The organism is Streptomyces cavernicola (assembly GCF_029968035.1).
GTDB classification, from domain to species: Bacteria; Actinomycetota; Actinomycetes; order Streptomycetales; family Streptomycetaceae; genus Streptomyces; species Streptomyces cavernicola.
The window spans coordinates 120,736-134,447 of sequence record NZ_JASCIQ010000010.1; the positions used below are offsets into that span (position 1 = coordinate 120,736).

14 protein-coding genes are annotated in these 13,712 nt (G+C 69.2%); all 14 read right to left on the bottom strand.

All coding sequences use genetic code 11. The features are described 5' to 3' along the window. Positions 1-17: 17 nt before the first annotated feature. Positions 18-1,616, bottom strand: a complete 1,599-nt coding sequence (atpA, locus tag QIS96_RS11870) for a F0F1 ATP synthase subunit alpha (protein WP_282542461.1) — start codon at positions 1,614-1,616, stop codon at positions 18-20. A gap of 151 nt (positions 1,617-1,767) precedes the next feature. Continuing rightward, positions 1,768-2,583 carry a F0F1 ATP synthase subunit delta gene (locus QIS96_RS11875; protein ID WP_282542462.1) on the bottom strand — a complete coding sequence of 272 codons (816 nt, stop codon included), beginning with the start codon at positions 2,581-2,583 and terminating at the stop codon, positions 1,768-1,770. Next, positions 2,580-3,128 carry a F0F1 ATP synthase subunit B gene (locus tag QIS96_RS11880; protein WP_282542463.1) on the bottom strand — a complete coding sequence of 183 codons (549 nt, stop codon included), beginning with the start codon at positions 3,126-3,128 and terminating at the stop codon, positions 2,580-2,582. The genes QIS96_RS11875 and QIS96_RS11880 overlap by 4 nt, the downstream gene beginning before the upstream one ends. Positions 3,129-3,168: 40 nt before the next feature. Continuing rightward, a complete protein-coding gene (gene atpE, locus QIS96_RS11885; RefSeq protein ID WP_282542464.1) occupies positions 3,169-3,405 on the bottom strand; it encodes an ATP synthase F0 subunit C in 237 nt (78 codons plus the stop codon). Positions 3,406-3,482: 77 nt separating this feature from the next. Beyond that, complete coding sequence (atpB, locus tag QIS96_RS11890) at positions 3,483-4,253, bottom strand: F0F1 ATP synthase subunit A (protein WP_282542537.1); 771 nt, start codon at positions 4,251-4,253, stop codon at positions 3,483-3,485. Between the two features lie 276 nt (positions 4,254-4,529). After that, on the bottom strand, positions 4,530-4,967 hold the full coding sequence (locus QIS96_RS11895; RefSeq protein WP_282542465.1) for a hypothetical protein: 438 nt from the start codon (positions 4,965-4,967) through the stop codon (positions 4,530-4,532). Between the two features lie 430 nt (positions 4,968-5,397). After that, complete coding sequence (locus QIS96_RS11900) at positions 5,398-6,732, bottom strand: MraY family glycosyltransferase (protein WP_282542466.1); 1,335 nt, start codon at positions 6,730-6,732, stop codon at positions 5,398-5,400. A gap of 217 nt (positions 6,733-6,949) precedes the next feature. Then, a complete protein-coding gene (locus QIS96_RS11905) occupies positions 6,950-8,221 on the bottom strand; it encodes a serine hydroxymethyltransferase (RefSeq protein WP_282542467.1) in 1,272 nt (423 codons plus the stop codon). Between the two features lie 271 nt (positions 8,222-8,492). Next, positions 8,493-9,176: an arsenate reductase/protein-tyrosine-phosphatase family protein gene (locus tag QIS96_RS11910; protein ID WP_282542468.1), complete on the bottom strand. Its 684-nt coding sequence runs from the start codon at positions 9,174-9,176 to the stop codon at positions 8,493-8,495. Continuing rightward, positions 9,173-9,820, bottom strand: coding sequence for an L-threonylcarbamoyladenylate synthase (locus QIS96_RS11915; protein ID WP_282542469.1), 648 nt, complete (start codon positions 9,818-9,820; stop codon positions 9,173-9,175). Before QIS96_RS11915 ends, QIS96_RS11910 begins: the two co-directional genes overlap by 4 nt. A 56-nt stretch (positions 9,821-9,876) precedes the next feature. Beyond that, positions 9,877-10,758: a peptide chain release factor N(5)-glutamine methyltransferase gene (prmC, locus tag QIS96_RS11920; protein ID WP_282542470.1), complete on the bottom strand. Its 882-nt coding sequence runs from the start codon at positions 10,756-10,758 to the stop codon at positions 9,877-9,879. Positions 10,759-10,813: 55 nt separating this feature from the next. Continuing rightward, positions 10,814-11,893: a peptide chain release factor 1 gene (prfA, locus tag QIS96_RS11925; protein ID WP_282542471.1), complete on the bottom strand. Its 1,080-nt coding sequence runs from the start codon at positions 11,891-11,893 to the stop codon at positions 10,814-10,816. Positions 11,894-11,992: 99 nt separating this feature from the next. After that, positions 11,993-12,217, bottom strand: coding sequence for a 50S ribosomal protein L31 (gene rpmE, locus QIS96_RS11930; protein ID WP_055696813.1), 225 nt, complete (start codon positions 12,215-12,217; stop codon positions 11,993-11,995). Positions 12,218-12,376: 159 nt separating this feature from the next. Then, positions 12,377-13,504, bottom strand: a complete 1,128-nt coding sequence (locus QIS96_RS11935; protein WP_282542472.1) for an LCP family protein — start codon at positions 13,502-13,504, stop codon at positions 12,377-12,379. Between the last annotated feature and the right edge of the window lie 208 nt (positions 13,505-13,712).

A 13,712-nucleotide genomic window follows, 5' to 3' on the forward strand; every position in this document is an offset into this window, starting at 1 on the left:
TCAGGTCCCTTCCGTCGTCACTTGGAGACGTCGACGGCTGCCGGAGCGTCCTCGCCGATCAGCTTGCCGTCGGAGGTCTCGAACTGCTTCTTGAACTCCGCGATGGCGTCCGCGACGGCCGTGAGGGTGTCGTCGGACATCTTGCCGCCCTCCTTGATGGAGGTCATCAGACCCTGCTCCTTGCGGTGCAGGTGGTCGAGGAGCTCGCGCTCGAAGCGGCGGATGTCGGCGACCGGCACGTCGTCCATCTTGCCGGTGGTGCCGGCCCAGACGGAGACGACCTGGTCCTCGGTCGGCATCGGCTGGTACTGAGCCTGCTTGAGCAGCTCGACCATGCGCTGACCGCGCTCCAGCTGGGCCTTCGACGCGGCGTCCAGGTCGGAGCCGAAGGCGGCGAACGCCTCGAGCTCACGGAACTGGGCGAGGTCCACGCGGAGACGGCCGGAGACCTGCTTCATCGCCTTGTGCTGCGCGGAACCACCGACTCGGGAGACGGAGATACCGACGTTCAGCGCGGGGCGCTGACCGGCGTTGAAGAGGTCCGACTCCAGGAAGCACTGGCCGTCGGTGATGGAGATGACGTTGGTCGGAATGAACGCCGACACGTCGTTCGCCTTGGTCTCGACAATCGGCAGACCGGTCATCGAGCCCTTGCCCATCTCGTCCGAGAGCTTGGCGCAGCGCTCGAGGAGGCGGGAGTGCAGGTAGAAGACGTCACCCGGGTAGGCCTCGCGGCCCGGCGGACGACGGAGCAGCAGGGACACGGCGCGGTAGGCGTCGGCCTGCTTCGAGAGGTCGTCGAAGATGATGAGGACGTGCTTGCCCTCGTACATCCACTGCTGGCCGATGGCCGAACCGGTGTAGGGGGCCAGGTACTTGAAGCCCGCCGGGTCGGACGCCGGGGCGGCGACGATCGTCGTGTACTCGAGGGCGCCGGCCTCTTCGAGGGCACCACGCACGGAGGCGATGGTCGAGCCCTTCTGACCGATGGCGACGTAGATGCAGCGGACCTGCTTGTTCACGTCACCGGAGCGCCAGTTGTCGCGCTGGTTGATGATCGTGTCGACGGCCAGGGCGGTCTTGCCGGTCTGGCGGTCACCGATGATCAGCTGACGCTGACCACGGCCGATCGGGGTCATCGCGTCGACGGCCTTGTAGCCGGTCTCCATCGGCTCGTGCACCGACTTGCGCTGCATGACCGTGGGGGCCTGCAGCTCGAGGGCGCGGCGGCCGGTGGTCTCGATCTCGCCGAGGCCGTCGATCGGGTTGCCGAGCGGGTCGACGACACGGCCGAGGTAGCCCTCGCCGACGGCGACCGACAGGACCTCGCCGGTACGGGAGACCGACTGGCCCTCTTCAATACCGCTGAACTCGCCGAGGACGATCGAACCGATCTCGCGCTCTTCGAGGTTCAGAGCGAGACCGAGGGTGCCGTCCTCGAACTTCAGCAGCTCGTTGGCCATGGCCGAGGGCAGGCCCTCGACCTTCGCGATGCCATCGCCGGCCAGGGTGACCGTACCGACCTCCTCGCGCGAGGCCGCGTCCGGCTTGTACGCCTGGACAAAGTTCTCCAGCGCGTCCCGGATCTCCTCCGGCCGGATCGTGAGCTCCGCCATCTGGGTTCCCTGCTCTCCTTGTTGGGCCCGAAGTTTTCTTGGGGGGTCTGGGGTCAGCCCCCAGGAATCCTCTGCACGGCCCAACTCGGGCCGTAGTCATGCTTGTTGAGTTGATTCGCCGAGCGATACGCCCGGGTCGACCGTGTGGTCGTCAGCCGGCCATGCGGCGGCTCGCGTCCTCGAGCCGGTCCGCGATGGAGCCGTTGATGACCTCGTCGCCCACCTGCACCCTGATCCCGCCGAGGACCTCGGGGTCCACGTCGAGGTTGAGGTGCATCTGCCGGCCGTACAGCTTGGCCAGCGAACCCGCCAGCTTCTGCTTCTGCCCGTCGGACAGCGGCACGGCCGAGGTGACGATCGCGACCGTGCGGTCCCGGCGGTCCGCGGCAAGCTTGGACAGGGACTCGAGTCCCGCTTCCAGGCTACGTCCCCGCGGGTGGGTCACCAGTCGCGTGACCAGTCGCTCCGTCGTGGCCTCCGCACGGCCGCCGAGCAGGCTGCGCAGCAGCTCGCCCTTGGCCGATCCGGCGGCGGTACGGCTGGTCAGCGCGGCCCGCAGCTCGGTGCTGGAGGAGACGATCCGCCCGAAGCGGAACAGCTCGTCCTCGACGTTGTCGAGCTTGCCGGCGCGCTGCGCGGCAGTGAGGTCGGCGACATTGGCCAGCTCTTCGAGAGCGTCGACCAGGTCACGCGACTGCGACCAGCGGGAGCGGACGACGCCTGCCACCAGGTCGGCGGTCTCGGCGGAGACCTGTCCGCCGAGCACCCGGCCGATGAGCTCGGCCTTCGCCTCAGCGGCCTGCGCCGGGTCGGTCAGGACCCGACGCAGCGACACCTCGCGGTCGAGCAGCGCGGTGACGGCGGCCAGCTCGTCCGCGAGCGCGGCGGCGTCGACCGACGTGTTGTCGGTCAGCGCGTCGAGACGCTCACGTGCGGCGGCCAGTGCCTCGCGGCTCGCTCCGTTCATCGCGCGGCCTCGGCCTTCTCCTCGAGCTCGTCGAGGAAGCGGTCGATGGTGCGGCTCTGCCGGGCGTGGTCCTCGAGGGACTCGCCGACGAGCTTGCCGGCCAGGGTGGTGGCCAGCTGGCCGACGTCCTGACGCAGCGACTGCGATGCGGCCTTGCGATCCGCGGCGATCTGCGCGTGGCCGGCAGCGATGATCTCCTCACGCTGCCGCTGGCCCTCGACGCGCATCTCGGCGATGAGCTGAGCACCCTGCTCCTGCGCCTCCTGGCGCAGTCGCGCGGCCTCGTGCCGAGCCTCGGCGAGCTGAGCCTTGTACTGCTCGAGCACGCTCTGGGCCTCGGTCTGGGCGGCCTCGGCCTTCTCGATACCGCCTTCGATCGCCTCCCGGCGCTGCTCCAGAACCTTGTTGATGTTCGGGAGGAGCTTCTTCCAGAAGAAGAAGAAGACGATGGCGAAGGCAACGGTGCCGACGAGCAGCTCGGGGCCGGGCGGGACGAGCGGGTTCTGCTCTTCCTCGGCCGCCAGCTGCACCAGGTTGGCGATCACATCAGTGCCTTTCGTCTAAAGAGTGTCAGGTGGCTAGTTCTTAGACACCGAACACGAACGGCATAACGATGCCGATGAGGGCGAGCGCCTCACAGAAGGCGAAGCCCAGGATCTGGTTGGCGCGGATCAGGCCGGCGGCCTCGGGCTGACGGGCCAGAGCCTGCGTGCCGTTACCGAACACGATGCCGACGCCGATGCCGGGGCCGATCGCGGCGAGACCGTAGCCGATGGAACCGAGGGATCCGGTGACGGCGGCGAGTTCGATGGTCGCGGACATGCCGTTACTTCCTTCTCTTTCATGGACCGGTGGGGGTTGGCCACCGGGCGATCTGGGGGTGTTGCAGGCGGGGTGGCTCAGTGGTGCTCGGAGACCGCGCCCTGGATGTACGAGCAGGCGAGCAGCACGAAGACGTATGCCTGGACGGCCTGCACGAAAAGCTCGAAGAGGATCATGACCATGGTCATGACGAACGAGACGCCGGCAGCCGGGATCAGCCAGGAGTTCAGCAGGTACCAGGAGGCGACGGTGAACATCACCAGCATCAGGTGACCGGCGAACATGTTGGCGAAGAGTCGGACCGCGTGCGTGAAGGGGCGCACGAGCAGGTTCGAGAAGAACTCGATGAACGACACGAGCCACTTGATCGGGCCGAGCGAGTTGTCGTAGCCGGTGATGTTCTTCCAGCCGCCGACGAAGCCGTGGCGCTTGAAGGTCAGGGAGACCCAGGTGACGTAGACGATCGCGGCGAGCACGGCCGGGTAGGCGATGATCGAGGAGACCGGGAACTGGGCCAGCGGGATCACGGACCAGATGTTCATGATCCAGATGAAGAAGAACAGCGAGACCATCAGGGGGACGTACTTCTCGCCCTCCTTCTTGCCGAGGGTCTCGTAGACGATGCCGCGGCGTACGAAGTCGTAGCCCGCCTCACCGATCATCTGCAGCTTGCCCGGGACGACCTTCGCCTTGCCGAAAGCAAGGGTGAAGAACGTGACCACGATCAGCGTGGTGAGCAGCGCGAGCAGCATCACCTTGTTGAACTCGAAGCCGCCGATGTGGAACATCGGCTTGAAGAGGAATGAGTGCAGGCCCGGCGCCGGGAAGCCACATCCGTTGTCGGACATGATGCGGCAGCTCCAGTCAAAGGCGAGCTGGGTCTGGTCAGCACTCACCGCGGGCTCCTTCGGCGTGACGCATAAGTACGGCAACCTCGTTGTGTCGGCGCGGCGTGCAGCCGCGAGTCGGCACCGGTCTGGTGTTTCGGATATGGGGGCGGCGGCTATCAGGCGTTGAGCCTCGCGATGAAGCAGGCGTCAGCTCAGTTGCCCGCGCCCGCAGTGCCGCAGTTGGCACCGGACGATAGCAGGAGTTCTTACGGCTCTTTATCCCGGCCCTACCTGTCATGACGAAGACCCCGACTTGTCGTTCTTCGTGGCGTCCGAAGAGTCGGGGTCAATGTAGAAAATCTTCGCCTTGAGGTGGGCGCGGGCCTGTGCGGCAACCCATACGACAGCGGCAACGATGATCGTCGCGGCGAAAGCCTTCGGGTTGAAGAGAGTCGTGTTCTTGAAGATGGCGACGAACACGAACAGCACCAGCAACTGCGTCACATAGAGCAGCAGTCCCATGGCCTGGAACAGGTGCGGAAAGTGCTTGGCCGTGAACTGCAGGCCGAGAATCCCGAGCCCCATGAAGAGGCACACCACCGCGGTCGCGACGACAGCACCGATCGCTCCCTCGCCACCGGCGACGATTCCACTGACGACAGCGGCGATGGCGCCGACGGCGACGGTGGGCACGACGATGGGCACGAGAGTTCGGGCGTCATTGGACTGCATGGCGGCAGCTCCACTTACTGAAGAAGGGGACGAGTTGTCGTCATGGACGAGCGTAAGCCCGGGAACGGAGAGCTCCTGATGGCCAACCGACCGTCGCACTACGGTCCTTCGGCCCTACCCCGGGATCTCGTGAACGGTATCACAAACTATTTGATGAGGTCTTTACCCACCTGGTGTGCCAGCCGTCACACATGAGAGGTAATCCGCGCGTCTGCGCGCGCAACGGCCCGGCTTGTCTGGTATTGGCCCGATATGAAGAGTCGTCGTTCCCGACCGCCCTCCGCCCCCGCTCTCCGGGGCGGCGGCCACAGACCCCCCGTACGCCTCCTGTGAACGCCTGCGGCTCCGGTCCGCCCGGTCGGGGCGGTGCCGGAGCCGCGCGTTCAATCAGTGAAGCCGGAAGGCGTCAGCGGGCGTTCGGGGCGCCGGTCTAGACGCGGGAGTGGTCCGCCGCGGAACTGTCCTCCGTGAAACGGGAGCGCCCGCCGATCGCCGTCGAGCCGCCGGCCCGCACCGCGGTCCCCGGGGCCGGCTCCGCGGCCTGAGTCACACCCTCCGCCTCGCTGTCGGCCTCTTCCGCGGGCTCCGCCGCCAGGGCCCCCCGCCGGTACCGGGGCGGTACGAAGGCCTCCATCCACCGCGGCGTACGCGGGGTGAAGCGCGGAAGCAGCAGGAGCACCAGGCCGACGAAGCTCAGCGCCACGACCACCAGGACGATCCACATCGACGCCGAGTGCACCGAGTACGCCAGGGCGCCGAAGGCGATGAGCGCGGACCAGAAGTACATGATCAGGACGGCCCGGCTGTGCGAGTGGCCGATCTCCAGGAGCCGGTGGTGCAGATGGCCCCGGTCCGCCGCGAACGGCGACTGGCCGCGCCAGGTGCGGCGCACGATCGCGAGGATCAGGTCCGCGGCGGGCACCGCGATGATCGTCAGCGGCAGCAGCAGCGGGATGTAGACCGGCACCGTCTGGTGGACGGCGGAGCGCTCGGAGCCGGCGAAGAGGTTCATCGCGTCCGGGTCGACCTGGCCCGTGATGGAGATCGCGCCCGCGGCGAGCACCAGGCCGATCAGCATCGAGCCCGAGTCGCCCATGAAGATCCGGGCGGGGTGCATGTTGTGCGGCAGGAAGCCCAGGCACATGCCCATCAGGATCGCCGCGAACAGCGTGGCCGGGGCGGCCGACTCGATGCCGTAGCTGAACCAGATGCGGTACGCGTACAGGAAGAACGCCGTGGCCGCGATGCAGACCATGCCCGCGGCGAGGCCGTCGAGGCCGTCCACGAAGTTGACGGCGTTGATGGTGATCAGGACCAGGGCGACGGTCAGGAGGGTGCCCTGCTGGTCGCTCAGGGAGACCGATCCCACACCCGGAACCGGCAGCCACAGGATCGTCAGACCCTGCATGACCATCACGCCCGCGGCGATCATCTGGCCGCCCAGCTTGATCAGGGCGTCGATCTCGAACTTGTCGTCCAGGACGCCGATCAGCCAGATCACCGCGGCGCCGGAGAGCAGTGCTCTCGGTTCGTTGGAGTTCTCGAAGACCTCGTTGAGGTTCTCCAGGTGGTCCGCGACGAGCAGGCCCGCGCACAGGCCGAAGAACATCGCGATGCCGCCGAGCCGCGGGGTCGGTTCCCGGTGCACGTCACGCGCACGGATCTCCGGCATCGCCCCGGCGACGATGGCGAACTTCCGCACCGGCCCGGTCAGCAGATAGGTGACCGCTGCCGTGACGCAGAGCGTCAGCAGATATTCACGCACGGGCTTCCCCACAGGTATAGCTGGCCATCTCAGCCCCACACCCTAGCTTCGCGCGCATACGGTTGAGGACTTCCGGGTAGCGACGATGGTTGCACGGATGCCGGTCCACCCCGCTGCGCCTACCCCGGATCCGCACGGATACCGCCCAGGATGCGACGGTCCGTGACGGCGGCCGGGCCCTGACCGTGATGAACGACTCGGGATCAACGGCTCGGGATCAACGGCTCGGGTACGGCGGGAACCGGCGTACGAGCTCCCGGACCTCGGTGCGCAGCCGGCCGGGCTCGGCGTCGGCGTGCAGGGCCGACGCGAACAGCTCCGCGATCCGCGCCATCTCGTCGGCGCCCATGCCCTGCGTCGTGACGGCCGCCGTGCCCAGGCGCAGACCGCGGACGTCGCCGTGCGGCAGCGCACACGTGTCGAGGACCATACCGGCGGCGGCGAGGCGGCCCCGGGCGGTGCGGGCGTCCAGACCGAAGCGGCCGGTGTCCGCGGTGAGCAGGTGCGTGTCCGTGCCGCCGGTGGTGACGACCAGGCCGCGCGCCGTCAACTCCTCTGCAAGGACACGGGCGTTGGCGACCACCTTGTGCGCGTACGTGGTGAACGCCGGGGTCGCGGCCTCGCCGAACGCGACGGCCTTCGCGGCGATGGTGTGCATCTGGGCGCCGCCCTGCGTGAACGGGAACACGGCCCGGTCGATGCGCTCCGCGAGGTCGCTGCCGCACAGCACCATCCCGCCGCGCGGCCCGCGCAGCACCTTGTGCGTGGTGGCGCACACCACGTCCGCGTACGGCACGGGGTTGGGCGCCGCTCCCCCGGCGACCAGGCCGATGGGGTGGGCGGCGTCGGCGATCAGATACGCGCCCACGTCGTCGGCGATGTCCCGGAACGCGCCGTAGTCGATGTGCCGCGGGTACGAGATCGAGCCGCAGACCACGGCCTTCGGCTTGTGCGTGCGGGCGAGGGCGTGGATCTGCTCGTAGTCGATGAGGCCGCTCTCGGCGTCGACGCCGTAGCCGACGAACTCGAACCAGCGGCCGGAGAAGTTAGCGGGCGAGCCGTGCGTGAGGTGGCCGCCGAACGGCAGGCCCATCGCAAGGACCGTGTCGCCGGGGCGCAGCAGCGCGGCGTAGGCGGCGAGCACCGCGGAGGAGCCGGAGTGCGGCTGCACGTTGGCGTGCTCGGCGCCGAACAGGGCCTTGGCGCGGTCCACGGCGATGCGCTCGGCGACGTCGACGAACTCGCAGCCGCCGTGGTGGCGGGCGCCGGGGTAGCCCTCGGCGTACTTGTTCGCGAGCGGCGAGCCGAGGGCGGTGAGGACCGCGGGCGAGGTGAAGTTCTCGGCGGCGATCAACTGCAGGCCGTCCGACTGGCGTTCCAGCTCGGCGAAGAGGATCTCCGCCAGCTCGGGGTCCTGGCGGCGCAGGGCGTCGACGTCGGGCCCGAAGGGGCGTACGTGTGCGGCGGCGGCCGCGGAAGTGACCGGCATCATCGACTCCGGCGGGGAGAGGGACCTGGATCCCAATGTAGGCCGCCCGCCCGCGCCTTGCCCGGCGTACGCGTCCCGCCCTGCGGGCGGCTTGTTCCCCTCCCCGCCCCTTCCCGAAAGACTGCCGTCGGCGGTCGTTCGGCTGCTGCGCCGTCGTGGCTGGTCGCGCAGTTCCCCGCGCCCCTAAAACCAGCCCCTCCGGCGTTTGAGGAGCGGGGTCTGGGGCGGAGCCCCAGTTACGGGAAGGGGCGGGTACGGGGAAGAGAAAGGCCTACGCCGGCAACCCCGCCGCCGGAACCCCCGTCAAAGCGGTCACCACCGGGTCCAACGCCTGGTTGATCTCGTCGCCGATGGAGCGGAAGAACGGCAGCGGGGCGCCGTACGGGTCGTGCACCTCGTCCGCCTCCGCACTGGGCGCGAGCAGCCAACCCCGCAGCGCCGCCGCGGCCCGTACGAGAGCGCGGGCACGCTCCACGACGCCGTCGTCCAGCGGATCGGGCAGGGTCGCCGGATCTATGGCGCGGACGAGCCGCGTGAACTCCTTCAGGGTGAACGTGCGCAGGCCCGCGCTGTGCCCCATCGAGACGACCTGCGCACGGTGGTCGCGGGTCGCCGTGAGGACCAGGTCGGCGCGGATGACGTGCTCGTCGAGCAGCTCGCGCCCGATGAAGCCGGAGGAGTCCGCCCCGAAGTCGGAGAGGACCGTCGCCGCGTTGGTCTCCATGGCCGCGCCCTCGTGGCCCCAGGTGCCCGCGCTCTCCACGATCAGGCCGCGGGTGTCGAGGTCGCCGAGGCGGTGGGTCAGGGCATGACGGGTCAGCCGCTCGGTGATGGGCGAGCGGCAGACGTTGCCGGTGCTGACGTGGAGGATGCGGAAGCTGTCCGTGGGCCCGGCGAGTGCGCCGGGGAACGATTCGGGGAAGCCCGCTATGCCACGCCCCTCAGGGGCCGTCAATTGGCCACCTCGAGGTCGGGTACCACCTTGCGGAGCTCGTCGGCGTCGAGCGCGCCCGCGCGAAGGAGTACGGGGACCTTGCCGGTGACGTCCACGATGGAGGAGGGCACGATGCCGGGCGTCGGGCCGCCGTCCAGGTACACGGAGACGGAGTCGCCCAGCATGTCCTGCGCGGCGTCGCAGTTCTCCGGCGCCGGGTGCCCGGTGAGGTTCGCCGAGGTCACCGCCATCGGGCCGACCTCGGTGAGCAGCTCGATCGCGACGGGGTGCAGCGGCATCCGGATCGCGACGGTGCCCCGGGTGTCGCCGAGGTCCCACTGCAGCGACGGCTGGTGCTTGGCGACCAGGGTGAGGGCGCCGGGCCAGAACGCGTCGACGAGTTCCCAGGCCATCTCGGAGAAGTCGGTGACCAGGCCGTGCAGCGTGTTCGGGGAGCCGATGAGCACGGGCGTGGGCATGTTGCGGCCCCGGCCCTTGGCGGCGAGCACATCGGCCACGGCCTCGGACGAGAAGGCGTCGGCGCCGATCCCGTAGACCGTGTCGGTGGGCAGCACGACCAGCTCGCCGCGGCGGACGGCGGACGCGGCCTCGCGCAGACCGGTCACGCGGTCGGTCGCGTCGTTCGTGTCGTATCGCCGTGCCATTTAGCGAGCCTCCTCGTACGCGTACAACTTCTCGGTGATCTGCGGCAGTCGGGCCATCACGGCAGCGCCTTGCGGGCGGTCGCGAAGCGCGGCCGGTTGTTCAGGTCGGGGTGGTCGGCGGCGTCCGCCCAGCCCCGCTCCTCGGTGAAGATCCAGGGGACCTGGCCGCCCTGGGTGTCGGCGTGCTCGATGACGACGACGCCGCCGGGGCGGAGCAGCCGGTGCGCGGTGCGCTCCAGGCCGCGGATGGTGTCGAGCCCGTCCTCGCCGGAGAACAGGGCCAGCTCCGGGTCGTGGTCGCGGGCCTCCGGGGCGACGTACTCCCACTCCGTGAGCGGGATGTACGGCGGGTTGGAGATGACCAGGTCGACCTGGCCGTCCAGGTCCGGCAGCGCGGTGAGCGCATCCCCCTGGTGCAGCTGGACCCGCGTCCCCTCGACGTTCTTACGGGTCCACCGCAGCGCGTCCTCGGACAGCTCCACGGCGTGCACCCGCGAGCGCGGCACCTCCTGGGCCATGGCGAGCGCGATGGCCCCCGAGCCCGTGCACAGGTCCACGATCAGCGGCTCGACCACGTCCATCGCGCGGACCGCGTCTATGGCCCAGCCGACCACCGACTCGGTCTCCGGGCGCGGCACGAACACCCCTGGCCCCACCTGGAGTTCGAGGTACCGGAAGAACGCCCGGCCGGTGATGTGCTGGAGCGGCTCGCGGGCCTCGCGGCGGGAGACGGCCTCCCAGTAGCGGGCGTCGAAGTCGGCGTCCTTGACGTTGTGCAGTTCGCCCCGCTTCACGCCGTGCACGAAGGCGGCGAGCTCCTCGGCGTCGAAACGCGGCGAGGGCACGCCGGCGTCGGCGAGCCGCTGGGTGGCCTGGGCCACTTCCGCGAGCAGCACGCTGCGGGGGCTTGGGGGTCGCTCCCCAAATTGTCGCTGCACGCTGGTCCTCCGGTGCTGCTGTACGTGCTGATAGGTCGGTCGGTGCGTACGGCGGTTACTGCGCGGCCGCGAGCTTCGCCGCGGAGTCCGCGTCGACGCAGGCCTGGATGACCGCGTCCAGGTCGCCGTCGAGCACCTGGTCCAAGTTGTACGCCTTGAAGCCCACCCGGTGGTCGGAGATCCGGTTCTCCGGGAAGTTGTACGTACGGATCTTCTCGGAGCGGTCGACCGTGCGGACCTGGCTGCGACGGGCGTCGGCGGCCTTGGACTCGGCCTCCTCCTGCGCCGCGGCGAGCAGCCTGGAGCGCAGGATACGCATCGCCTGCTCCTTGTTCTGCAGCTGGGACTTCTCGTTCTGGCAGGAGGCCACGACACCGGTCGGGATGTGCGTGATGCGTACGGCGGAGTCCGTGGTGTTGACGGACTGGCCGCCGGGCCCGGACGAGCGGTACACGTCGATCCGCAGGTCGTTGGCGTGGATCTCCACGTCGACCTCCTCGGCCTCGGGCGTGACGAGCACACCGGCGGCGGAGGTGTGGATACGGCCCTGCGACTCGGTCGACGGCACGCGCTGCACGCGGTGCACCCCGCCCTCGTACTTCATCCGCGCCCAGACGCCCTGGCCGGGCTCGGTCGCGCCGCCCCCGCCCTTGGTCTTCACGGCGACCTGGACGTCCTTGTAGCCGCCCAGCTCGGACTCGGTGGAGTCGATGATCTCGGTCTTCCAGCCGATGCGCTCCGCGTACCGCAGATACATCCGAAGGAGGTCACCGGCGAACAGCGCCGACTCGTCGCCGCCCGCGCCCGCCTTGATCTCCAGGAGGACGTCCTTGTCGTCGGACGGGTCGCGCGGCACGAGCAGCAGGCGCAGCTTCTCGGTGAGCTCCTCGCGCTGCTCCTCGAGCTCCTTGACCTCGGCGGCGAACTCCGGGTCGTCGGCGGCCAGTTCACGGGCCGTCTCGATGTCGTCCCCGGTCTGCTTCCAGGAGCGGTACGTGCCGACGATCGGGGTCAGCTCGGCGTAGCGCTTGTTGAGCTTGCGCGCGTTGGCCTGGTCCGCGTGGACCGAAGGGTCGGCGAGCTGCTTCTCGAGATCGGCGTGCTCACCGATCAGTTCCTCGACCGCCTCGAACATCTCCGGGCTCCTGGGTGCGTGAAGGGAAGGGGTGCGACCAAAAACGCCGGTCCTGGTCGCCCCTGGGCGGGAGCGACCGAGGACCGGCGCTGTGGCTCGCTACTTCTTGGCGGAGCCGGCGGCCTTGCCGAAGCGGGCCTCGAAGCGGGCCACGCGGCCACCGGTGTCGAGGATCTTCTGCTTGCCCGTGTAGAACGGGTGGCACTCGGAGCAGACCTCGGCGCGGACGGTGCCGCTGGAGATCGTGCTGCGGGTGGTGAACGACGCGCCGCAGGTGCAGCTGACCTGGGTCTCGACGTACTCGGGGTGAATGTCGCGCTTCAAGGTGTCTCCTAGTTTCGGGAGGGCGCCGGGTCGCAGACGCGGGATGCGGGTGCGTGAACCGGGGCCGACGTACCAGTCTGCCAGGACTGGCCGCATCCCCCAAAACCGGGGAGGGGCGGGATCTATTCCCCCGGTCCGGACGGACGCGTTCCGCAGGGGTCAGCGGCTGCTGACCACGCTGCCCGCGCCGCCCTTGTCGCCCGCGGAGCCCTTGGTCACGGAGGCGGGAATCCGCTGGTCGGAGCGGAGCGCGGCCCAGAGGAGCTTGTCCTGCTTCACCAGCGGCACGACGCGGTTCGGGTCGGCCGGGTCGTACGTGACCGGCAGCGTCACCATGTTCATGTCGTTCGACTCGATGCCCTTGAGGCTGTTGGCGAAGCCGATCAGGCTCTTCGGGTCGTCGAGCTCGGAGTCGGTGGTGACGGCCTTGGTCGCGGTGTCCGCGAGGTCGTACAGCTTCTTCGGGTGGCTGAAGACGCCGACGTCCTTGATCTGGTCGAGGAGCGCCTTGATGAAGGCCTGCTGCAGCTGTATTCGGCCGAGGTCGCCGCCGTCGCCCACCGCGTGCCGGGTGCGGACCAGGCCGAGGGACTGCTCGCCGTCGAGGCGATGGGTGCCGGCGGCCAGGTTCAGGTGGCTGTTCGGGTCGGAGATGGCCTGTTCGGTGGTGACCTCCACGCCGCCGAGCTCGTCGATGAGCTTCTTGAAGCCGGTGAAGTCGACTTCCAGATAGTGGTCCATGCGGATGCCGGACATCTTCTCGACGGTCTTCACGGCACAGGCGGGGCCGCCCACCGAGTACGACTCGTTGAACATCTGGTGCGGGCCGCCGGGGTCGGTCGTCCCGGCCTCGGTCCTGCACGCGGGCCTGGTCACCAGGGTGTCGCGCGGGATGGAGACGACGCTGGCCTTCTTGTGGCCCTCGTAGACGTGCACGACCATCGCGGTGTCCGAGCGGGAGCCCTCCTGGCCCGCGCTGCCGTACTCGGCGTTGGCGCCCTCCCGGGAGTCGGAGCCGAGGACGAGGATGTCCATCGAGCCGTTGTCGACGTCGTCGGGGCGGTCGGTGCCGAGCGCGGCGTTGATGTCGACGCCGTTGATGTTGCCGTTCAGCTTGAAGTAGACGTAGCCCAGGCCTATGCCGCCGGCGAGGACCACGGAGGCGGCCGCCCAGGCGGTGACGACCAGGGCCTTGCTGCGCGCGCGGGGCGCGCGGCGCCTGCCGCCGGGGCCCTTGCGTCGGCGCTGCAGCGGATTCGTGGCGGGATCGTCGCTCTCGTCGGCCATGTGCTCCTCAGTCCTCGTCGGTCGGGTACCCCCTGCTCTCAGGGTCGGACGGGCTCGACGCCACCGAACATGGCGCATTGGTGCAGCCACTTGTCAGACGCCGAATCCCGAAAAAGGGTTGCACAGTGCATTAAGCGCTCCGTAAGGCCGAAGGGCCCGAGCTGCCCGGCGACGGTCGCGTGCGGTCCTCTTCCCGCACCGCCCGGCA

What these genes read in the sequence shown, in the direction of transcription:
- atpA (WP_282542461.1), bottom strand. Translation starts at nt 1,616, where the DNA reads ATGGCGGAGCTCACGATCCGGCCGGAGGAGATCCGGGACGCGCTGGAG.
- QIS96_RS11875 (WP_282542462.1), bottom strand. Translation starts at nt 2,583, where the DNA reads ATGAACGGAGCGAGCCGCGAGGCACTGGCCGCCGCACGTGAGCGTCTC.
- atpE (WP_282542464.1), bottom strand. Translation starts at nt 3,405, where the DNA reads ATGTCCGCGACCATCGAACTCGCCGCCGTCACCGGATCCCTCGGTTCC.
- atpB (WP_282542537.1), bottom strand. Translation starts at nt 4,253, where the DNA reads ATGTCCGACAACGGATGTGGCTTCCCGGCGCCGGGCCTGCACTCATTC.
- QIS96_RS11895 (WP_282542465.1), bottom strand. Translation starts at nt 4,967, where the DNA reads ATGCAGTCCAATGACGCCCGAACTCTCGTGCCCATCGTCGTGCCCACC.
- QIS96_RS11905 (WP_282542467.1), bottom strand. Translation starts at nt 8,221, where the DNA reads ATGCCGGTCACTTCCGCGGCCGCCGCCGCACACGTACGCCCCTTCGGG.
- QIS96_RS11915 (WP_282542469.1), bottom strand. Translation starts at nt 9,820, where the DNA reads ATGGCACGGCGATACGACACGAACGACGCGACCGACCGCGTGACCGGT.
- prfA (WP_282542471.1), bottom strand. Translation starts at nt 11,893, where the DNA reads ATGTTCGAGGCGGTCGAGGAACTGATCGGTGAGCACGCCGATCTCGAG.
- QIS96_RS11935 (WP_282542472.1), bottom strand. Translation starts at nt 13,504, where the DNA reads ATGGCCGACGAGAGCGACGATCCCGCCACGAATCCGCTGCAGCGCCGA.